Here is a 19,575-nt window from a genome sequence, read left to right as displayed (position 1 = left end):
CAGGCCCGCAAGGCAAACGTTTTCCTGGCATGTTGACAGCAGATAACCCGCCAGGTGCTGCCAATTTGATCGAATTTGCCGCGCGATGTTTTCGGACGAGCGGTGTGATCAGCCGAGCAACCCGGCAGCGATGTTGATGGTGAATCCCAGGATCGCCGTGTTGAATACGAACCCCACCAGCGAATGCGCCAGCACCACCCGCCGTAGCCCCCGCCCAGCGACGCCCACGTCTGAGGTTTGTACCGCCACGCTGATGGTGAACGAGAAGTAGTGGAAGTCCCAGTAATCGGGGTTGCGTTCGCCATCGGCGAAGCGCAGCGGCGGTTCGTGGTTTTGTCCGGTATAGAACAGCCGCGCATAGTGCAGGCTGAAAATGCAGCCGATCAACAGCCAGGAACCGGCCACGGTCAGGCCGGTGTAGAGGTAGTGCACGACCAGCGCCGTGCCTTGCAGGCCACGGCTGGACACCAGTTGCAGGGTGACGGCGGCGAGGCTGGCGATGGCGGCGATGCACACGGTGAGCAGGACCAGGCCGGCGTTTTCGTCTTCGACGCGGGCGACCTTGCGTACCTTTTCCGCATTGGCGCTCAAGGTCAGGTAGAGCACCAGCAGCAGGTACAGCCATACGCCAAGATTCCAGCCGGCGAGGATGTGCTGCACGCTGTCGCTGGCGGGGATCAGCCAGGCGCCGAGCAGGCCGACCACAGTGGCGATGCTCAGGCGCGGGTGGGTGTGGGTCAGGCGGTGGAAAGCCATGGGGTCTCTTTTGCGGGGTGCATGGTTTCTACTCTAGACCGTCATGAGGCAGATGAGCGGCATGCGCTGGCCCATGTAGGAGCGGCCTTGTGCCGCGAAAGGGCCGCAAAGCGGCCCCGACAATTCCTGAAGGTGCGAAGATCCTGGGGGCGCTTCGCACCCCTATCGCGACACGAGGCCGCTCCTACAAAAAAGCGGGCTGCATGGCCTGATGTTTCTTTGCTGCCGCCCATCGCACGGCATTGCAACTCTCAGTACACTGCACGCTCCAACACCAACATCCGTTGAACTCGAGGTTTCTGCATGACGCTCAGTCCTTTGGCAGGCAAGCCGGCTCCGGCCAGCGTGCTGGTCGATATTCCCCGACTGCTCACCGCCTACTACACCGGCCGCCCCGATGCTGCCGTGGCGGCCCAGCGGGTGGCCTTCGGCACCTCGGGGCACCGTGGCACTTCGCTTGAATTGAGTTTCAACGAGTACCACGTCCTGGCCATTACCCAGGCCATCTGCCTGTATCGCCAGGAGAAGGGCATCGATGGCCCGCTGTTCATCGGCGCCGACACCCACGCACTGTCGGCACCGGCTACCGCCAGCGCCCTGGAAGTGCTGGCTGCCAATGGCGTGCAGGTAATGCTGTCCAAGGACGACGAATACACGCCAACACCAGCGGTTTCCCATGCCATCCTCTGCCATAACCGTGGCCGCGAGCAGGGCCTGGCCGACGGCATCGTCATCACCCCGTCGCACAACCCGCCGCAAAGCGGTGGCTTCAAGTACAACCCGCCCAATGGCGGCCCGGCCGACAGCGACGTGACCAAGTGGATCGAGGCCAAGGCCAACGAACTGCTGGCTGCTGACCTGGCGGGCGTCAAGCGCATGGACCATGCCCAGGCGCTGCAGGCATCCACCACCCAGCGTCACGACTACGTGAGCAACTACGTGGCTGACCTGGAAAACGTCATCGACTTCGACGTCATCCGCGCTGCCAAGCTGCGCCTGGGCGTCGACCCGCTGGGCGGGGCAGGGGTGCGCTACTGGTCGGCGATTGCCGAGCATTACCAGCTGGACCTGGAAGTGGTGAACACCGAGGTCGACCCGACCTTCCGCTTCATGACCGTCGACTGGGACGGCCAGATCCGCATGGACCCGTCCTCGCCCTATGCCATGCAGGGCCTGATCGGCCTGCGCGAACGCTTCGACGTGGCTTTCGCCTGCGACCCCGACCACGATCGCCATGGCATCGTCACCCCCGATGGCCTGCTGCAGCCGAACAACTACCTGGCCGTGGCCATCGACTACCTGTACCGCCACCGCCCGCAATGGCGCAGCGATGCCGCCGTCGGCAAGACCGTGGTGTCCAGCGGCCTGATCGATCGCGTCACCCAGCGCCTGGGCCGTGAACTGTACGAAGTACCGGTGGGCTTCAAGTTCTTCGCCCAGGGCCTGTTCGACGGCACGCTGGGCTTTGGTGGCGAGGAAAGTGCGGGGGCTTCGTTCCTGCGCCGCGATGGCTCGGTCTGGGCCACCGACAAGGACGGGCTGATCCCGGCCTTGCTGGCTGCCGAGATGACCGCCCGCACCGGGCGCAACCCAAGCCAGGCCTACGCCGACCTGACCGAGGCGCTGGGCAAGCCGTTCGCCACCCGTGTCGAAGCCAAGGCCGATGCCCGGCAGAAGGCTTTGCTGAGCAAGCTGGCGCCGGAGCAGGTGAAGTCGACCGAGCTGGCGGGTGAGCCGATCGTGCAGATCCTCAGCCATGCACCGGGCAACGGCCAGGCGATCGGTGGGCTGAAGGTGATGACCGCCAATGGCTGGTTCGCCGCGCGCCCTTCGGGCACCGAGGATATCTACAAGATCTACGCCGAAAGCTTCATCGACGAGGCGCACCTGCAGCGCCTGGTGCAGGAAGCGCAGGTGCTGGTGGATGCGGCGATTGCCTGACTGGTAACAAACCGCTTGGTTCTGTGGCATGGTGTAAATTAGAATTAATCTTATTTACACCACCGCAGGGCCTTCCCCATGATCGACGCCGCGCCGCCACCGGAGCATAGCCTGCCTGCCCTGTACCGGGAACACCGCGGCTGGCTGGAAACCTGGCTGCGGCGGCGCATGGGCAATGCCTGGGATGCCGCCGACCTCAGCCAGGATACCTTCCTGCGTATCCTGGCCAGCGCCCAGCCGTTGGCAGACATTCGCGAACCGCGTGCCTACCTGCTGACCGTGGGCAAGCGCCTGCTGAGCAACTTCCACCAGCGGCGCAGCCTGGAACAAGCCTACCTCGATGCACTGGCGCAGTTGCCCGAGCAGCATGTGCCCTCGCCAGAGCAGCGTTGGGTACTGCTGGAAACCCTGCAAGCCCTCGACGAGTTGCTCGACGGCCTCAAGGCGCCGGTACGCAAGGCCTTTCTCTGGAGCCAGCTGGAGGGCCTGGGCTATGCCGAGATCGGCAAGCGCCTGGGCGTTTGCGAGCGCTCGGTCAAACGCTACATGGCGCAGGCCTACGAGCATTGCCTGCTGGCCGAACTGTAATGACCAGCCATTCCCCCGAAACCCGCGAGGCACTGCAGGCCGCCGCGCGCTGGCTGGCACTGGTGGACTCTGGCGCTGCCAGCGAGGGTGACCTGCAGCGCCTGGAACAATGGCGCACCAGCAGCACCTTGCACGAACACGCCTGGCAAAAGGCACTGCTGTTGCGCCAGCGCTTTTCCGCGCTACCCGGCGCATTGGCCATGGCCACCCTGGACCGCCCGGATAGCGGCCGCCGGGCGCTGCTCAAGCAGGCCCTGGGCGTGGCTGCATTGTTGCCGGCGGCCTGGCTGGCAAGCCGCGAATTGCCGCTGGAGGCCTGGGCCGCCGACATGCGCACCGCGGTCGGGGAGCGCCGGCAGGTGCTGCTGAGCGATGGCACATTCGTGCAGTTGAACACCGACAGTGCGGTGGATATCGACCTGGGCGCGCGTCGCCTGACATTGCTGCGTGGCGAAGTGGCAGTCAGGTTGCCCGGCAACCTGAGCCTGACGTTGCAGGTGCCCTATGGCCAGGTCGCGCTGGATGCTGGCGAGGTGTGCTTGCGCCTGGTCGATCAGGCTTGCCGGGTATCGGTGCTCAAGGGCACGGCCAACCTGCAGCCGCGGCAAGGCCCGGCGCTGCTGCTGCAGGCCGGGCAGCAGGCCAGCCTGCAAGTGGCCGGGGTTGGCCCTGTCACCGGCCTGGACGCATGGCTGCTGGGCTGGCGCGAAGGGGTACTGCGCCTGGAGGACCGCCCCTTGGGTGAACTGCTGCACGAGCTGCGCAGGTACCGCCCCGGCGTGTTGCGCTGGGCGCCCGAACTGGAGGCCCTGCGCGTGACCGGTACGTTCCGCCTCGACGACACCGACCGGGTGCTGGCCTTGCTCGCCGCCAGCCTGCCGTTGCAGGTGCACACGCGCACGCGTTACTGGGTGAGCCTGGCCGCGCGGGAAAATCGCGCATGAGGCTGTCCCCTTTTTTTCGCTCACCGGTCATTACCGGTAGGAGCAAATAAAGGGGAGCCTTGTTCAATGCCTGTTGTCATGTCCAGCCGCCTGCGCCCACTGGCGCGTGCGGCACATCCGTTGTTCGCCATGAGCCTGTTGTTGTGTGCACCGGCCTGGGCCGATGAACCTGCCCGGCGCAGCTATCAGGTGCCAGCCGCCAGCCTGGGTGCGGCACTTACCCAGTTTGCCGACCAGGCCGGGGTCAGCCTGTCGCTGGACCCGGCGCTGGTCAACGGCCGGCAGAGCAATGGCCTGTCCGGCCGCTACAGCGTCGACGAAGGCTTCACCCAGCTGCTGCGCGGCAGCGGCCTGCAGTTGCTGCCGGTGGGCGAGGGCGCTTTCACATTGATGCCGGCACCCCAGGCGGGTGGTGCGCTTGAAATCGCCCCGACCAGCATCGTCGGTGGCCTGGCCGCAGGCAACGAAACACAACCTTATGCCGGTGGCCAGGTGGCCCGTCAGGGTTCACAGGGCCTGCTCGGCACGCGCGACTTCATGGAAACCCCGTTCAGCATCACCAGCTACACCAGCGAACTGGTGAAGAACCAGCAGGCGCGGACCTTGGGCGAGCTGATCGCCAGCGACCCATCGGTACGCGCCACCAACCCGGCGGGTGGGCGCTTCGAGCAGTTCACCATTCGCGGCTTCAGCCTGTTCAACAGTGATGTGGCCTACAACGGCCTGTACGGCATCCTGCCGACCTACTCGATCGACATGGAAATGGCCGACCGGGTCGACATCATCAAAGGCCCCAGCCAGCTCATCAATGGCATTTCGCCGCGAGGCAGTGTCGGCGGCGGCATCAATGTGCAGCCCAAGCGGGCCGGCGACCAGCCGCTCACCGAGTTTACCGGCAGCTATGCCTCGGCGGGTCAGGCAGGCGGTGCGGTGGACGTTGGCCGGCGCTTTGGCGAAGGCCAGCAGTTCGGCGTGCGCTTCAATGGCGTGAAACAGGCGGGCGATACCGAATGGGACCACCAGCGAGTCGAACGTGAAATGGCGGTGTTGGGCCTGGACTTTCGTGGCGAGCGCCTGCGGCTTTCGGCGGACCTTGGCCATACCGAGCGCGATACCGATGCACCGCAGGAGCGGGTGCTGGTCGGTGCCAATGCCAAGGTGCCGGATGCCAACGACGTACGCCACAACTACGCCCAGGCCTGGAGCAAGGCGCGCACCAACGACACCTTCGGTGCGCTGCATGCCGAGTACGATATCAGCGAGTCGCTGCTGGCCTATGGCGCGGTCGGCGCGCGCAAGAGCAACCATGACTTCCTGCGCCACAACGTGTCCATCAGCAACGATGCCGGCGACTTCACCGTGCAGCCGCGCGACTTCACCCGGGATGAAACCGTGCGTACCGCCATGGCCGGCGTGCGCAACTGGTTCCATACCGGGCCGGTCAGCCACGAACTGAACCTGGCCGCCACCTACTTCTACATGGACTTCACCAACGGCGGCGCCCGCTATGCCTCGGCGCCCAGCAACCTCTACCACCCGTTGGCCACGCCGACACCGGGCACGCCAACCCGCATCGACCCTGAGGTGTACACGGAAAACCGCTTTTCCGGCGTGGCCCTGGCCGACACCCTGGGCTTCTTCGATGACCGCCTGCTGCTGACCCTGGGCGCGCGCTGGCAGCGGGTGCAGGTGGATGACTGGAGCGACGGCATCAAGGGGGATACCGCCTACGATGAAGAGAAGGTGTCGCCCTCGGGCGGCGTGCTGCTCAAGGTCAACGACCAGCTGTCGTTGTATGCCAACTACATGGAGGGCCTGAGCCAGGGCAAGATTGCGCCGTCGACATCGGTCAACGAAGACCAGATCTTCCCGCCGTTCACCAGCCGCCAGGTCGAGGTGGGGGCCAAGTACGACCTGGGCCAGGTCGCCTTTACCGCCAGTGCCTTCCGCATCCGCCAGCCCGCCTACGAAACCAACCCCACATCGCGGGTGTTCGGCCCCAATGGCAAGCGCGACAACCGCGGTATCGAACTGAGCGTGTTCGGCGAGCCCGTGCAGGGCGTGCGTGTGCTGGGCGGGGTGATGTATATCGACAGCGAACTGACCGACACCATCGGTGGCGCCTACGATGGCAACCGCGCGCCGGCCACGCCCGAGTACAACGTCAACCTTGGCGCAGAATGGGATGTGCCTGGGGTGAACGGCCTGACCCTGACGGCGCGGGGCATCCACTCGAGCTCGCAGTACCTGGACCAGAACAACAGCAAGCAGATAGACGGTTGGGAGCGTTACGACGTGGGAGCGCGTTATGCGTTCAAGGTGGATGCCACTCAGGTGACCTTGCGTGCCAGTGTCGAGAACGTGCTGGACGACCGCTACTGGAGTTCGGCCGGGGCCTCGGATGACAGCGAGCCGGGGCTGACGCTGTCTACGCCGCGTACCTACCTGCTGTCGGCGACAGTGGGTTTCTAGCCCATTTTAAAAGTGGGCGCGTTCCCTGTAGGAGCGGCCTTGTGTCGCGAAAGGGCTGCAAAGCAGCCCCAGCAATTTCAAGTGTTGCGCATCAATACCGGGGCCGCGTTGCGGCCCTTTCGCGACACAAGGCCGCTCCTACAGGTTGAACCGATCGATCAGACCGAATCAGGCACCACGGCGATCACATCGATCTCCATCAGCCACTCGGCCTGGGCCAACCCGGCCACCACCAGCCCGGTGGAAATCGGGAACACGCCCTTGAGCCACTTGCCTACCTCCTTGTACACCGGCTCGCGGAAGCGCGGGTCGGTGATGTAGGTGGTGGTCTTGACGATGTGCGACAGGTCCGAGCCGGCTTCTTCGAGCAGTTGCTTGACGTTCTTCATTGCCTGCTCGGCCTGCGCCCGTGGGTCACCCAGGCCCACCAGGTTGCCTTCGAAGTCGGTGCCGACCTGGCCGCGCACGTAGATGGTGTTGCCGGCGCGCACCGCCTGGCACAGGTCGTTGTCCAGGGTCTGGTTGGGGTAGGTGGCCTTGGTGTTGAACATGCGGATGCGGGTATGAGTAGGCATCAGTGGGCTCCGAGGGTGCTGACGTTGCTGATCTTGGGTTGCTGCTGCTCATCCGCTGCGCGTTGCTCGCGGTCGCGGTAGGCGGCATAGGTGCGTTGCGTGGCGATGTGGCCGGCGACGTGCTTGGCGTCGTGCCACACGCCCCAGATGAACGACGAGCCACGACGCGACAGCCACGGCAGGCCAAGGAAGTACACGCCCGGCTCGCGGGCCACGCCGCGTTGGTGCTGGGGCTTGCCGTTGGCGTCGAAGGTGTCGACCTGCAGCCAGCTGAAGTCGACACCGTAACCGGTGGCCCAGATGATGCTGGTGACGCCGGCCTTGGCCAGGTCCAGCTGCTGCAGCGGGTTGCGCATGCACTCCGGGTCGGCCAGGCGTTTGCGGGCTTCGGGCTCTTCCGGCAGGTCCAGGCCGTTGCGTTCGATGTAGGCATCGGCGGCATCCAGCAGGGCCAGGTAGTTTTCGTCGCCGCGGTTGATGTTCTCGACCAGGTTGTCCTGGAAGCGTGCCACGCCGTTCTCGAACGACTGGGTCAGGCCGACCAGGGTCATGCCCTGGTGGGCGAGGGCGCGGAAGTCCACGGTGTGGCCGCCACGGGCGCCACTGACGGCAATGGTCACGTGCTCGCGGCCAGGCTTGGCGATTTCCGCATCCCACTCACCCAGCACGCCCAGCCACCAGCAGAAGTCGCGGTTGCGGTAAGCGCGTGGCGGGCGATCGTGGGCGCCGACCGAGAGGTACACCTGGCGCCCGGCACGCATCAGTTCTTCGGCGATCTGCACGCCCGAGGAGCCGGCGCCGACCACCAGCACAGCGCCTTCTGGCAACTGCTCGGGGTTGTAATAGGCAGCGGAGTGGATCTGGTGCAGGTTGCTGTCTTTCGGCGCGATGGCCGGGATTACCGGTTTCTGGAACGGGCCGGTGGCGGCGACCACACGGTTGGCGCGAATCACGCCTTCATTGGTTTCGATGGTAAAACCGGGGCGGTCGCTGTTGCGCAGCACTTTCTTCACTTCGATGCCGGTGCGTACTGGCAGGTTGTACTTGCGTACGTACTGCTCGAAGTAGTCGGCCACCTGGTCCTTGCCGGCGAAGGCGTCGGCGTCGAGGTTGAATTCCAGCCCCGGGAAGCGGTCGTGCCAGACCGGGCCGTTGGCCACCAGCGAGTCCCAGCGGCCGGTGCGCCAGGCCTCGGCGATACGCTTGCGCTCTAGCACCAGGTGCGGCACGCCAAGCTTGCTCAGGTGTTCGCTCATGGCCACGCCGGCCTGGCCGGCGCCGACGACGAGGGTGTCGATTTCGAGGTTGTTCAGTGTCATGTCCGAGCCCTTGTTCAGGCGGTTTTTGTCAGGTCGGTTTGGAGGACCGCCGTTGCCTGGGGCCAGACTAGGGATGCCGTGGAAATGGCGAAAATAGTATTTAGCTGGGGCTTGCCGATAAAACGGCGAAGGCCCTGGATTCTGCGGCTTGCGAGTTGGACGCCAAGGGGCCGCGCGCTGTGCCGACAGGAATAATTGGCCCGAAACAGATGTAGGAGCAGCCTTGTGCTGCGAAGCGCCGCGCGGGCGGCGCTCGATCTCAGCCAGAGCAAAGTTTTTTCCTGCCTAACCCCTCGGAAAAAGGTCGTTTCGCCGGCCGAAAGGTTCAACCCAGAATGCCGTGTATCGCACAGCACAACAGGAAGCATGACATGACTTTTTCCATCATCGGTCGTTGCCAGGAAACCGGCCAGGTCGGTATCGCCATCAGCTCTTCGAGCATCGCCGTGGGCGCCCGCTGCCCGTGGGTGCGTGCCGGTGTGGGTGCGGTCGCCACCCAGAACATCACCTTGCCGGCGCTGGGCCCGCAGATTCTCGATGCCCTGGAACAGGGCCAGTTGCCGCCTGCCGCTGCGCTGGACCGGGTGCTGAGCGCCAATGGCTGGAGCGAGTACCGCCAGGTCACCGTAATCGACAGCCATGGCCAGGTGGCGCTGTTCACCGGCAAGGAAGCCCTTGGCACCCACCACGCCGTAGCCGGTGAGCAATGTGCGGCGGCAGGCAACCTGTTGGCCTCGACCCAGGTGATCGAGGCGATGGTGCAGGCCTTTGAACAAGCCGGCGGGCATCTGGCCGACCGCCTGCTGGCGGCCATGCACGCGGCGATGGCCGCAGGTGGCGAGGCGGGGCCTGTGCACTCGGCGGCGTTGAAGATTGCCGGCGAACTGACCTGGCCACTGGTGGACCTGCGTGTGGACTGGGCCGAAGCAGACCCGATTGGTGTGCTCGATGGCCTGTGGCAGGCGTATCGGCCGCAGATGCAGGACTACGTCACCCGCGCCCTCAACCCGACTGCCGCGCCAAGCTACGGGGTGCCGGGCGATGAGTGAATTTGCCAGTCGCGCGCTGCTGGCCAGGCTGATCGGCTTTGCCACGGTCAGCCGGGATTCCAACCTCGAACTGATCAGCTTCATCCGCGACTACCTGGCCGAGCTGGGGGTGGAAAGCGAACTGTTCCATAACCCGGAAGGCACCAAGGCCAACCTGTTCGCCACCATCGGCCCCCGGGACGTTGGCGGCGTGGTGTTGTCCGGGCATACCGATGTGGTGCCGGTGGACGGCCAGGCCTGGACAGTCGAGCCGTTTGCCCTGAGTGAGCGCGACGGGCGTCTGTATGGCCGTGGTACGGCCGACATGAAAGGCTTCATCGCTTCGGTACTGGCGGCTGTACCGGCGTTTCTCGCCCAGCCGTTGCGCATGCCGGTGCACCTGGCGTTCTCCTACGACGAGGAAGTCGGCTGCCTGGGGGTGCGCTCGATGCTGGCCGCGCTGGAGCAGCGCCCGCACAAGCCACGGTTGTGCCTGATTGGCGAGCCCACCGAACTCAAGCCGGTGCTGGGGCACAAGGGCAAGCTGGCGATGCGTTGTCAGGTGCATGGCGCGGCCTGCCACTCGGCGTACGCGCCGTACGGGGTAAATGCCATCGAGTATGCGGCGAAGCTGATCGGCAAGCTGGGTGATATCGGTGATGCCCTGGCGTTGCCGGAGCATCACGACGAGCGCTTCGACCCACCATTCTCCACCGTGCAGACCGGTGTGATCAAAGGGGGCAGGGCGCTGAACATCGTGCCGGCGGAATGCGAATTCGATTTCGAAGTGCGGGCTTTGCCGGGGTTCGAGGCGCAGGCAGTGGCCGACCAGTTGCAAACCTATGCCGAGGCCGAACTGCTGCCGCGCATGCGCAAGGTCAATGCCGCCAGCGCCATTCGCCTGCAGCCGTTGAGTGCGTATCCGGGGCTGGCCACGCCAGCGGATAGCGAGGCGGCTGGCCTGGTGGCGTTGCTCAGTGGTTCGGATGAGTTCGGTACGGTGGCGTTTGGTACCGAAGGTGGGCTGTTCGACCAGGCGGGCATCCCGACTGTGGTGTGCGGGCCTGGGAGCATGGACCAGGGGCACAAGCCGGATGAGTTCGTCAGTGTCGAGCAGTTGCGGGGGTGTGATGCCATGTTGCTGAGGCTGGTGGATTACCTCAGGCAGGGTTGATTGCGCTGGCCTCTTCGCGGGTGAACCCGCTCCCACAGGATCTCGTCAGTCTCAAGGGCTGTGCAGTACCTGTGGGAGCGGGTTCACCCGCGAATGGGCCGCAGCGCGGCCCCGGGTATTCAGAAGGTAGCCTTGACCTGCAGGCCAACTACCAGCGCGTTGTCGATGTCCTTCCCGGAGAACGCGCCCGGCTCGATGATGTACTGCACATCCGGGCGCAGGTTCAGCCACGGTGTGGCCTGGTAGCCATAGCTCAGCTCGACCAGCTGCTCGGCGCTGTCGATATCGGGGAACTGCTGCCCGGCATCGAACGCGGCATCTTCCAGCACGTCGCGGCTACGCGGGTTGGGCACGGCACGGCCATAGCCCAGCGCCACGGTATCCTTCGGGCGGCCTGCGAACGGCTTGTACAGCACCACGCCGGCGCCATACCACTTGGTGAATGGCGATGCGGCCTTGCTCGACGCCGAGTACTGGCCGAAGGCATGCAGGCTGCGGCCCGGCAAGCCCTGGTCGTTCCACACCGCCTGGTCGATCAGCAGGTAGTGGCCGCCACGGCCGGACACTTCCTCGTCGCTGCCGATGCGCTTCACGTCGGAGCTGTCGTAGTAGTAGCCCAGTTTGTACTCGCCAGGCAGCTCGCCCTGCAGCTTGTAGACCAGCTCTACCGGTACCACGGTGCCGGTGGTGTGCTTGGGGCCCAGGTGCCAGGCGCGGCTTGAATTGCCATTGCTTTCCGGGTCGACGTTGAACGCCGCCACACGCAGTTGCCAGGATGGCGACAGGTCGTACTTCACCCGTACGCCCAGGTGGGCATTGGGGTAATTGGTCCAGCCACTGCCGCCAGACATGTTCAGCGGGTGACCGCAGAAGCCGGCGTTCATGAAGTTGCACAGGATGCCACTGTCCAGGCCGCCGAGGTCGTTGCCCATGGCCATGTAGCCGAGCTTGACGTTGAGCGCCGGGGTGAACAGGGTACGCTCGTAGCTCAGCTCGGTCAGGCGGGTGTACAGGCCACCGAAGTTTTCCTGGATCGGCAGGCGGTTGCCCACCAGGTCTTCCGAGGCGCTGTTGCCGCGGCGGTCGTTGATGGTCAGCTGGACCTTGCCGCCGTTGTCCAGGCCATACAGTTTCGACAGGTCGAACTGCACGCCCAGTTTCAGGTTTTGCGAGTAGCGCGCCGAGCGGTGCAGGCCACCGTGGGCGTTGTAGGCGGTTTCGCCGCTGTAGTCGCCGGTGAACCTGACGCCGTCTTCTTCCAGCTGGTGACGCAGGCCGCCCCAGTCACCGGTCAGGGTGCTGCGGGTCATCAGGTCGCCGTCGGCCAGGGCGGTGCTGCTGGCGAGGGCCAGCAATAGGGTGGGGGTGATGCGAATTGCGGATGGCATTGCTGAATCTCGGGTTGTCTTCTAAGACCTCTTCGCGGGTGAACCCGCTCCCACAGGATTTTCACTGCCCTTGCAAACTGTGCAGTTCCTGTGGGAGCGGGTTTACCCGCGAAGGGGGCGACGCGGTGTTACGGCAAGGCGTAAGAAATCACGTAGTCGCCACGGTCAGTCGACTGGCGCGCACCGCCAGCCGTGACCACCACGTACTGCTTGCCGGTTTTCGGCGAAACGTAGGTCATCGGGCCGCCCTGGCTGCCCACTGGCAGGCGAGCCTTCCAGATTTCGTTGCCGTTGCTGCTGTCGTAGGCGCGCAGGTAGAAGTCCTGGGTGCCGGCGATGAACACCAGGCCGCCCTGGGTGGACAGGGTGCCGCCGAGGGTCGGCAGGCCGATCTTGATCGGCAAGTGCATGCGGATGCCGAGCGGGCCGGTGTCCTCGACCGTACCCACAGGTACCTGCCACGCCACCTTGCGGGTCTTCATGTCGATGGCGGTCAGGGTGCCGAATGGCGGCGCCTGGCACGGAATGCCGGCCACCGACAGGAAGCGGTTCTTGTTCACTGCATACGGGGTGCCCTTGAGCGGTACTGCACCCATGCCGGTGTTCAGCGCTTCGCCACCGGAAGCGGCACCGCCCTTGTTCTGCGACGGGATCATCTGGATCCACAGGCCCAGGCGCATGTCGTTGACGAAGATGAAACCATGTACCGGGTCGGTGGAAATGCTGCCCCAGTTCATGCCGCCCAGCGAACCCGGGAAGCTCAGCGACAGGTCGGTGCCCGGCGCGGTGTACAGGCCGTCGTAGCGCATTTTCTTGAAGTCGATGCGGCACAGCAGCTGGTCGTACGGGGTTGCGCCCCACATGTCCGATTCGGTCAGGGTCTGCGCGCCGATCTGCGGCATGCCCACCGACTTCGGCTGGGTTGGCGAGTACGGCTCATTGGGGATGTTGCTTGGCTTGACCGGTACTTCGTCGACCTGGGTCAGCGGCTTGCCGGTGGCGCGGTCGAGCACGTAGATCTGCCCGGCCTTGGTGCCGATTACCACTGCAGGTACCGACTGGCCGTCGTCCTTGGTGAAATCGATCAGGCTCGGCTGCATCGGCAGGTCGAAGTCCCACAGGTCGTTGTGCACGGTCTGGAACACCCACTTCTGGTTGCCGGTGGTGGCGTCCAGCGCCAGTACCGAAGCGCCATAGGTGTGGTCCAGCTTGCTGCGTTCGACACCGTAGATGTCGGTGGACGACGAGCCCATCGGCAGGAACACGGTATTCATCGCCGGATCGTAGGACATCGGGGCCCAGCTGTTGGGGGTGCTGCGCACATAGGTGCTGTCGCCCTGCGGCGCCTGGCGATCTTCCGGGTTGCCGGGGTCGAAGGCCCAGCGCATTTCACCCGTGATCACGTCGAAACCACGGATCACGCCGCCTGGCATGTCGGTCTGGACGTTGTCGGCGACGCGGCCGCCGACCACCACGGTGGTGCCGGCCATCAGTGGGGCCGAGGACAGCTGGTAGTAGGAGTCCGGTACATCGCCCAGGCCGGCCTTGAGGTCGACCTGGCCGTTGTTGCCGAAGCCCTGGCAGAACTCGCCGGTGTCGGCGTCGACGGCAATCAGGCGGCCATCGATGGTATTGGTCAGCAGGCGACGCTGGCAGTTGGCACCGGCCGGTACGCTGGCCGCGGTGATTGGCGAGCTGTTCGGCTGGGTCGGCTGGGCGATGGCGGCAGTGGCGTCGAAGTAGGCCATGCCACGGCAACGCTGCCAGACCTTGGACTGGGCGTTGATCGCGTTCTTCCACAGCTCTTTGCCGGTGTCGGCATCAAGGGCGATCAGGTTGTTGTGCGGGGTGCAGATGAACACCTTGTTGCCGACCTGCAGCGGGGTCAGCTGGTCTTCGGCGCCGTTGCCGTCGCTGAGCGCCACGTCACCGGTGCGGTAGGTCCAGGCCACTTTCAGCTTGTTGACGTTGTCGCGGTTGATCTGGTCCAGCGCGGCGAAGCGGCTGCCACCTTCGGTGTTGCCGTAGTGAGCCCAGTCCTTCTGCGCCTTGCCGGCCTCGACCGGGGTCATGCCCGGGCCTTTACCGGTGGGGGCGACGCTTGGGTGGGCGACGAACATGTTGCCGGCGGCGATCACCAGCAGCACGGCCAACACCCCGGCAACGCCATAGGCACCGCGGCCGGCGCTGGTGCCATTGGCACGGGCCAGCAGCGGGTAGACCAGTGCCACCACCATGCCGATTGCGCCGAACATGAACAGGCGCGAGAACAGCGGCCAGAACACCAGGCCTGCGTCGATCAGCGCCCAGATGGCAGTGCCGACCAGGAACGCCGCGTACAGCCAGGCGCCAGCCGGCTTGCGGCGAGCGATGAGAACGCCGGCGATGGCCATGGCCAGGCCGCCGATCAGGAAGTACCAGGAACCTCCCAGGCCGGCCAGCTTGACGCCGCCCGCAGCCAGGAGGAGGCCGAGCAGGGCGATGATCACGCCCAGGCCGACCAGGATGATGTTTGTGGCGCCAGAGGCGCGCGGTGTTTCTTTCATGCCAGGGATCTCAGCAGGTGGAATGCGCGCAGTGTAATCTCTTAGCTTGCTAATTAACAAGTTGGTACATAATTTTGTGGGGCGGATTGTCGCAGGGTTGAACTCTGCAAGGTGTGGCTAAAAGTCTAGATCATGCGCTTAAAATTGCATCTTATGAGGTGTTCGTGCTGATTCATGTAACGGGCACTCAGGCTTTGTTTGAGTGTGAAGGTCGGCGGTGTGCTCTGTGTAGGAGCAGCCTTGTGCTGCGAAGAGGCCGCTACGAGTGCAGCGGGTGTGTCGGCAGGACTGGCCCCTTCGCAGCACAAGGCTGCTCCTACAGGCGGCCACCGTTTCATGTTGGCCACGGTGCGCCGCTGCTGTAGAACACCGCGAGCCAGATGGTGGCGGTGCCGGGGGCGGTCCATTCCACGCGGTGGCGGTAATGCGGCGGGATGTCCAGGCAATCGCCCGGCGCCAGCAGGCGGGTATGGCTCTCGTGCTCGAAGCGCAGGCCGGCGGCGCCACTGAGCAGCACGATCCATTCGCCTTCGGCCTGGTCGTACCAGAAACCGGGCGGGCTGGCCTGGCCGCTGGAAACGATACGCTCCACACGCACACCCGGGCGGCTGAGCAGTTGATCGACCCGTTCGGAGCTGGTGGGGTCGCAAGGGGGCAGGGCAGTCAGCAGGTTGGTCGGGATCATGGAAAACCTCGCTTGGAAGGGGGTAGTTCCACTATGGACGCAATTGCCGTGCGCCGCGCTTCTTGACCAGCCCGGCTGTTTGTAAGAACTTTCCGGGATTTGGAAGACGGGCAACAAATGGACAAACTCCTGGCGATGAAAATGTTCGTGGCCACCGTCGATGCCCAAGGCTTTTCTGCCGCCGCACGCCAGCTTGGGCTGGCGACATCGTCGGTGACGCGCCTGGTCGATGCCCTGGAAGCGGCGTTGGGCGCCACCTTGCTCAACCGCTCCACGCGCCAGGTCAGCCTGACCGAGGCCGGCGCCCGTTATTACGAGCGCGCGCGGGGTATTTTCGAGGCCCTGGACGAGGCCGATGCCAGTGTCGCCGACCGGGGCGAGGAGCCTGTCGGTGTATTGCGCCTGTGCTTGCCGGTGGAGTTCGGCAGGCGGGTCATCGCCCCGCACCTGGGGCCGTTCCTGGCGCAACATCCGGCTCTGGAGCTGGACATCGACCTCAGCGACCGCCTGGATGACCTGCTTGACGGGCGCTATGACCTGTCGATCCGCCTGGGCGACCCCTCGCCCAATGACGAGCTGGTATGCCGCCAGCTGGGTCGCTTCCAGCGTTGGCTGGTGGCCAGCCCGGGCTACCTGGCCGGGCGTGACGCGCTGGAGCATCCGCGGCAGCTGCTCGAGCACGCCTGCCTGCGCTTTCGCTACGGGCAGAAAGGCCGCCCCTGGCGCCTGGCCCGTGGGCAGGACAGTCTGGAACTGGACGTGAGCGGGCCGTTGCGTAGTGCCAATGCCGACATGCTGCGCGAAACCGCACTGGCGGGCAGCGGCATCGCGCTGCTGGCCGACTGGCTGGTGCGTGAGGATGTGGCGGCCGGGCGCCTGCAGCGGCTGTTCCCCGATTGGCAGGCCAGCCCCGGCGCTGCCAATGACAGCATCAACGCCTTGTATCTGCCCAATCATCGTGGTTCACGGCGGGTGAATGCCTTTATCGACTTTTGCGAAAACCTGTTGCAGCGCAGCACCTAGTGTTGCGCAGTGCGCAAAGCCCTGTTGCGCCAGCGCTGGATTCTCGTCAGGAGTGCGTCTGGGTAAGGTGGCCGACATATTCCAGCTATCGCCGAGGACACTCGCATGAATCCCTCCCTTGCCGCCGCGCAGCCTGCCGCCACCGGCCTCAGCCGGGCCCTGGTCGCCCTGCTGGCGTTCTGCTGCGGCGCGATCGTCGCCAATATCTACTATGCCCAGCCCATCGTTGGCCTGATCGCCCCGGATTTGGGGCTGTCCACCGAGCATGCCAGCCTCATCGTTTCGCTCACGCAGCTTGGCTATGCCTTGGGCCTGCTGTTGCTGGTACCGCTGGCCGACCTGTTGGAAAACCGCCGCTTGATGGTGGCTACCGCCGTGCTGGCCTGCGTCAGCCTGCTGCTGGCGGGCACCAGCAGCAGCGGCCAGGGCCAGCTGTTCCTCGGCTATGCACTGCTGATCGGTTTCAGTTCCGTGGCGGTGCAGATGCTCATTCCGCTGGCGGCGCACCTGGCGCCGGAGCAGCAGCGTGGGCGGGTGGTCGGCAACATCATGGGCGGCCTGCTGCTGGGTATCCTGCTGGCGCGGCCGTTGTCCAGCCTGGTGGCCGACTACTTCGGCTGGCGGGCGGTGTTCATTGGCGCTGCCGGGGTGATGCTGGCGATCATCCTGCTGCTGGCCCTGACCTTGCCGCGGCGGGTGCCCGAGCACAAGGCCAGCTATGCCGGGCTGATGCTGTCGCTGCTCACGCTGCTGCGCCGTTATCCCTTGCTGCGCCAGCGCTCGCTGTACCAGGCGTTGATGTTCGCGGCGTTCAGCCTGTACTGGACGGCGGTGCCGATGGCCCTGGCAACCGAGCATGGCCTGTCGCAGAGCCAGATCGCAGTATTCGCCCTGGTGGGCGCGGTAGGCGCCGTCGCCGCACCCATGGCCGGCCGCCTGGCCGATGCCGGGCATGCCCGGGCCGGTTCGCTGCTGGCGTTGTTTCTGGCGCCGGCGGCACTGTTGCTGGGGCTGACCTTGCCGGGCTACAGCGTGATCGGCCTGGGGCTGACTGGCGTGCTGCTGGATTTTGCGGTGCAGATGAACATGGTCATCGGCCAGCGTGAAGTGTACGCGCTGGACCCGGCCAGCCGCGGGCGGCTGAACGCGGTGTACATGACCAGCATCTTCCTGGGTGGGGCGCTGGGTTCGGCTGTGGCCAGCGCGGTGTTCAGCCAGTTCGGCTGGCACGGTGTGGCGCTGGTGGGGGCGGGGTTGCCGGGCGTGGCCTTGATCATCTTCCTGACCAAAGCACGCCGGGGTTGAATGCGAGCCCGCAGGTTGTCGCGATCCCTGTACGAACGCGACAGCCTTTGCATAGTGCTACCGCCCAAGCGGCAACGCCACACCAATCAAGGCAAACAGGCTGCCGCAGCAGCGGTTGAAGCCCTTGCCGCCCTTGGCCAGCCATGGCCGGATGCGAAACGCCAGGCGTGCCAACAGGTATTCGACCAGGAACTCGACACTGGCAAAGGTCGCCGCCATCACCACGAACTGCAGCAGCAACCCACGCTGCGGGTCGATGAACTGCGGCAGGAAAGCGCCGTAGAACAGCAGCACCTTGGGGTTGGCCATGGCCGACAGCAGGCCCTGGCGGAACAGGCCGGCATTGCCCAGCCGCGCACTTTGCGCGGTCAGTTCCAGGTGCAGGCCCGGGCTGCGCCACAGCTGGATACCCAGCCAGACCAGATAAGCGCCACCCACCCACTTGAGCACGCTCAGCACCGAGGCCGAGGCCTGCAGCAATGCGCTGAGGCCGAACATGGCCAAGGCAATCAGGGCGCTGAAGCCAAACACCCCGCCGATGATGGTGAACAACGTCCGGCGTGCGCCATACAGGGCACCGTGGGTCAGGGCCAGCAGGCTGTTGGGGCCTGGGGTCAGCGACAGGCCGATGCTCGCCAGCAGGTAGATGAGCCAGGTGTCGAGTGCCATGGTGGGGAATGCCTTGTTGATGGAGAGGGCGCCAGTCTATGGCGCCGATCTTGTCTGGCAAGGGTATGATCCGGACATTGAATGGTCGTTTCTGGACGCGAAGCCAATGCAGCCCGACATCCGCTTGCTGATCTTGCCGTTACCGGATTTTGCCCTGCTGCCGTTCGGCGCCTTTCTCGACAAGTTGCGTTTCAGCGCCGACGACGAGGACTACAGCCAGCAGCGCTACTGCAGCTGGACCGTGGCAGGGCTGACACTCGACCCGGTGCCTTCGAGCAGTGGCGCGGTGGTGCAGGTCGAGGCCGTCGCTGGCCAGCTCGAGCTGGCCAGTTTCGACTACCTGGTGGTGTTCGGCGGGCGCAACGCGCTGGCCACTGCCGCGCTGGCGCCTCGCTACCGGGCCTTGCTGAGGCAGGCTGGCAAGGCCGGCGTCAAGCTGGTAGCGGTCGACAACGGTGCTTTCCTGTTGGCTGCCTGCGGGTTGCTGCAGGGGCACAAGGTAGTGGTGCACTGGCGCCACGAAGCCGAATTCCGTGCAGCCTTCCCGCATTTGCAGGTACTGAGTGAGCAGCTGTATTGCATCGACGGTAGCCGCATCACCTGCGCCGGCGGCACCGCGGCCATCGACCTGGCCGTCGCGCTGTTGTCACGCGCCTGCGGGAGGGCCAGGGCGCTGAAGGGCCTGGCCGACATGCTGGTGGATGAAACCCGTGACAGCCGCCATGCCTTGCGCTCGTTGGAGCTGGGGGCCGGGCAGGGGCGGCAGGTGCAGCGCGCGCAGGCATTGATGCGTCATCACCTGGGTACGCCGTTGACCGCGGAGCAGCTGGCGGCTGAGCTGGGCATCAGCCGGCGCCAGCTGGACCGGCAGTTTCACGCCAGCCATGGCATGAGCGCCAAGGCCTGGTGGCTGGAGATGCGCCTGCAACAGGCGCGTTGGCGCCTGCTCAATTCCAGCCACAGCCTGGCGCAGATTGCCGATGAAGTGGGCCTGGGCGATGCCAGTTACCTGGGCAAGTGCGTGCGGCGACGGTTTGGATGCACGGCCCTTGAGCTGCGCTGTCACGTAGAGAACTGAATTCACAAGCGGTCCACGTACCCTGTGGGAGCGGGTTTACCCGCGAAGAAGCCACCGCGGTGCATGGCACCGGCTGCGCCGGTG

General features: G+C 65.3%; 16 protein-coding genes. 9 read left to right on the top strand and 7 right to left on the bottom strand.

Annotated features, from left to right (window positions below):
- Positions 1 to 108: 108 nt before the first annotated feature.
- Positions 109 to 756 (bottom strand): DUF1345 domain-containing protein, encoded by a 648-nt coding sequence (locus M1D87_RS15740; RefSeq protein WP_013972973.1) that lies wholly within the window; start codon positions 754 to 756, stop codon positions 109 to 111.
- A gap of 303 nt (positions 757 to 1,059) precedes the next feature.
- On the opposite strand from M1D87_RS15740, the gene pgm reads away from it, so the two are divergent.
- From pgm to M1D87_RS15720, 4 genes are all read left to right on the top strand, one after another.
- Positions 1,060 to 2,697, top strand: a complete 1,638-nt coding sequence (pgm, locus tag M1D87_RS15735) for a phosphoglucomutase (alpha-D-glucose-1,6-bisphosphate-dependent) (RefSeq protein ID WP_013972972.1) — start codon at positions 1,060 to 1,062, stop codon at positions 2,695 to 2,697.
- A gap of 78 nt (positions 2,698 to 2,775) precedes the next feature.
- Positions 2,776 to 3,285, top strand: a complete 510-nt coding sequence (locus M1D87_RS15730; protein ID WP_013972971.1) for a sigma-70 family RNA polymerase sigma factor — start codon at positions 2,776 to 2,778, stop codon at positions 3,283 to 3,285.
- Positions 3,285 to 4,229: a FecR domain-containing protein gene (locus tag M1D87_RS15725; RefSeq protein ID WP_024087280.1), complete on the top strand. Its 945-nt coding sequence runs from the start codon at positions 3,285 to 3,287 to the stop codon at positions 4,227 to 4,229. The genes M1D87_RS15730 and M1D87_RS15725 overlap by 1 nt, the downstream gene beginning before the upstream one ends.
- Positions 4,230 to 4,295: 66 nt before the next feature.
- Positions 4,296 to 6,701, top strand: coding sequence for a TonB-dependent receptor (locus M1D87_RS15720; RefSeq protein WP_123084842.1), 2,406 nt, complete (start codon positions 4,296 to 4,298; stop codon positions 6,699 to 6,701).
- Between the two features lie 158 nt (positions 6,702 to 6,859).
- On the opposite strand, the gene M1D87_RS15715 is transcribed toward M1D87_RS15720, so the two are convergent.
- On the bottom strand, positions 6,860 to 7,276 hold the full coding sequence (locus M1D87_RS15715; RefSeq protein ID WP_015270679.1) for a RidA family protein: 417 nt from the start codon (positions 7,274 to 7,276) through the stop codon (positions 6,860 to 6,862).
- Positions 7,276 to 8,595, bottom strand: a complete 1,320-nt coding sequence (locus M1D87_RS15710) for a flavin-containing monooxygenase (RefSeq protein ID WP_015270678.1) — start codon at positions 8,593 to 8,595, stop codon at positions 7,276 to 7,278. Before M1D87_RS15710 ends, M1D87_RS15715 begins: the two co-directional genes overlap by 1 nt.
- Before the next feature lie 371 nt (positions 8,596 to 8,966).
- On the opposite strand from M1D87_RS15710, the gene M1D87_RS15705 reads away from it, so the two are divergent.
- Entirely contained in the window at positions 8,967 to 9,644 is a 678-nt protein-coding gene (locus M1D87_RS15705) for a DUF1028 domain-containing protein (protein ID WP_085720659.1), read from the top strand.
- Complete coding sequence (argE, locus tag M1D87_RS15700) at positions 9,637 to 10,797, top strand: acetylornithine deacetylase (protein WP_039614196.1); 1,161 nt, start codon at positions 9,637 to 9,639, stop codon at positions 10,795 to 10,797. The genes M1D87_RS15705 and argE overlap by 8 nt, the downstream gene beginning before the upstream one ends.
- A 119-nt stretch (positions 10,798 to 10,916) precedes the next feature.
- Here argE and M1D87_RS15695 read toward each other — a convergent pair whose 3' ends face one another.
- The 3 genes from M1D87_RS15695 to M1D87_RS15685 all read right to left on the bottom strand — a co-directional run bounded on the left by M1D87_RS15695 (position 10,917) and on the right by M1D87_RS15685 (position 15,416).
- A complete protein-coding gene (locus M1D87_RS15695) occupies positions 10,917 to 12,185 on the bottom strand; it encodes a carbohydrate porin (RefSeq protein ID WP_123084841.1) in 1,269 nt (422 codons plus the stop codon).
- A 128-nt stretch (positions 12,186 to 12,313) separates the two neighbouring features.
- A complete protein-coding gene (locus M1D87_RS15690) occupies positions 12,314 to 14,731 on the bottom strand; it encodes a glucose/quinate/shikimate family membrane-bound PQQ-dependent dehydrogenase (protein WP_123084840.1) in 2,418 nt (805 codons plus the stop codon).
- A gap of 334 nt (positions 14,732 to 15,065) precedes the next feature.
- On the bottom strand, positions 15,066 to 15,416 hold the full coding sequence (locus M1D87_RS15685; RefSeq protein WP_061551615.1) for a cupin domain-containing protein: 351 nt from the start codon (positions 15,414 to 15,416) through the stop codon (positions 15,066 to 15,068).
- A 117-nt stretch (positions 15,417 to 15,533) separates the two neighbouring features.
- On the opposite strand from M1D87_RS15685, the gene M1D87_RS15680 reads away from it, so the two are divergent.
- A complete protein-coding gene (locus tag M1D87_RS15680; RefSeq protein WP_039614199.1) occupies positions 15,534 to 16,439 on the top strand; it encodes a LysR family transcriptional regulator in 906 nt (301 codons plus the stop codon).
- Between the two features lie 105 nt (positions 16,440 to 16,544).
- The gene (locus M1D87_RS15675) at positions 16,545 to 17,744 is read left to right on the top strand and encodes an MFS transporter (RefSeq protein WP_123084839.1); all 1,200 of its coding nucleotides are present in this window, start codon (positions 16,545 to 16,547) and stop codon (positions 17,742 to 17,744) included.
- 57 nt (positions 17,745 to 17,801) lie between these two features.
- Here M1D87_RS15675 and M1D87_RS15670 read toward each other — a convergent pair whose 3' ends face one another.
- Positions 17,802 to 18,413: a LysE family translocator gene (locus tag M1D87_RS15670; protein WP_004376275.1), complete on the bottom strand. Its 612-nt coding sequence runs from the start codon at positions 18,411 to 18,413 to the stop codon at positions 17,802 to 17,804.
- A gap of 106 nt (positions 18,414 to 18,519) precedes the next feature.
- Here M1D87_RS15670 and M1D87_RS15665 point away from each other — a divergent pair, with 106 nt between their 5' ends.
- Positions 18,520 to 19,491, top strand: a complete 972-nt coding sequence (locus tag M1D87_RS15665; protein ID WP_038409758.1) for a GlxA family transcriptional regulator — start codon at positions 18,520 to 18,522, stop codon at positions 19,489 to 19,491.
- The last annotated feature ends 84 nt before the right edge of the window (positions 19,492 to 19,575 follow it).

It is taken from the genome of Pseudomonas sp. SA233 (genome assembly GCF_054792385.1).
Note: the sequence above shows the minus strand (reverse complement) of the source record. Positions and strands in the feature narration are given on the sequence as shown.

Coding starts and splice junctions, on each gene's coding strand:
- M1D87_RS15670 (WP_004376275.1), bottom strand. CDS start 18,413: ATGGCACTCGACACCTGGCTCATCTACCTGCTGGCGAGCATCGGCCTG.
- M1D87_RS15680 (WP_039614199.1), top strand. CDS start 15,534: ATGGACAAACTCCTGGCGATGAAAATGTTCGTGGCCACCGTCGATGCC.
- M1D87_RS15740 (WP_013972973.1), bottom strand. CDS start 756: ATGGCTTTCCACCGCCTGACCCACACCCACCCGCGCCTGAGCATCGCC.
- M1D87_RS15675 (WP_123084839.1), top strand. CDS start 16,545: ATGAATCCCTCCCTTGCCGCCGCGCAGCCTGCCGCCACCGGCCTCAGC.
- argE (WP_039614196.1), top strand. CDS start 9,637: ATGAGTGAATTTGCCAGTCGCGCGCTGCTGGCCAGGCTGATCGGCTTT.
- M1D87_RS15710 (WP_015270678.1), bottom strand. CDS start 8,595: ATGACACTGAACAACCTCGAAATCGACACCCTCGTCGTCGGCGCCGGC.
- M1D87_RS15730 (WP_013972971.1), top strand. CDS start 2,776: ATGATCGACGCCGCGCCGCCACCGGAGCATAGCCTGCCTGCCCTGTAC.
- M1D87_RS15720 (WP_123084842.1), top strand. CDS start 4,296: ATGCCTGTTGTCATGTCCAGCCGCCTGCGCCCACTGGCGCGTGCGGCA.
- M1D87_RS15705 (WP_085720659.1), top strand. CDS start 8,967: ATGACTTTTTCCATCATCGGTCGTTGCCAGGAAACCGGCCAGGTCGGT.
- M1D87_RS15695 (WP_123084841.1), bottom strand. CDS start 12,185: ATGCCATCCGCAATTCGCATCACCCCCACCCTATTGCTGGCCCTCGCC.
- M1D87_RS15715 (WP_015270679.1), bottom strand. CDS start 7,276: ATGCCTACTCATACCCGCATCCGCATGTTCAACACCAAGGCCACCTAC.
- M1D87_RS15685 (WP_061551615.1), bottom strand. CDS start 15,416: ATGATCCCGACCAACCTGCTGACTGCCCTGCCCCCTTGCGACCCCACC.
- pgm (WP_013972972.1), top strand. CDS start 1,060: ATGACGCTCAGTCCTTTGGCAGGCAAGCCGGCTCCGGCCAGCGTGCTG.
- M1D87_RS15690 (WP_123084840.1), bottom strand. CDS start 14,731: ATGAAAGAAACACCGCGCGCCTCTGGCGCCACAAACATCATCCTGGTC.
- M1D87_RS15725 (WP_024087280.1), top strand. CDS start 3,285: ATGACCAGCCATTCCCCCGAAACCCGCGAGGCACTGCAGGCCGCCGCG.
- M1D87_RS15665 (WP_038409758.1), top strand. CDS start 18,520: ATGCAGCCCGACATCCGCTTGCTGATCTTGCCGTTACCGGATTTTGCC.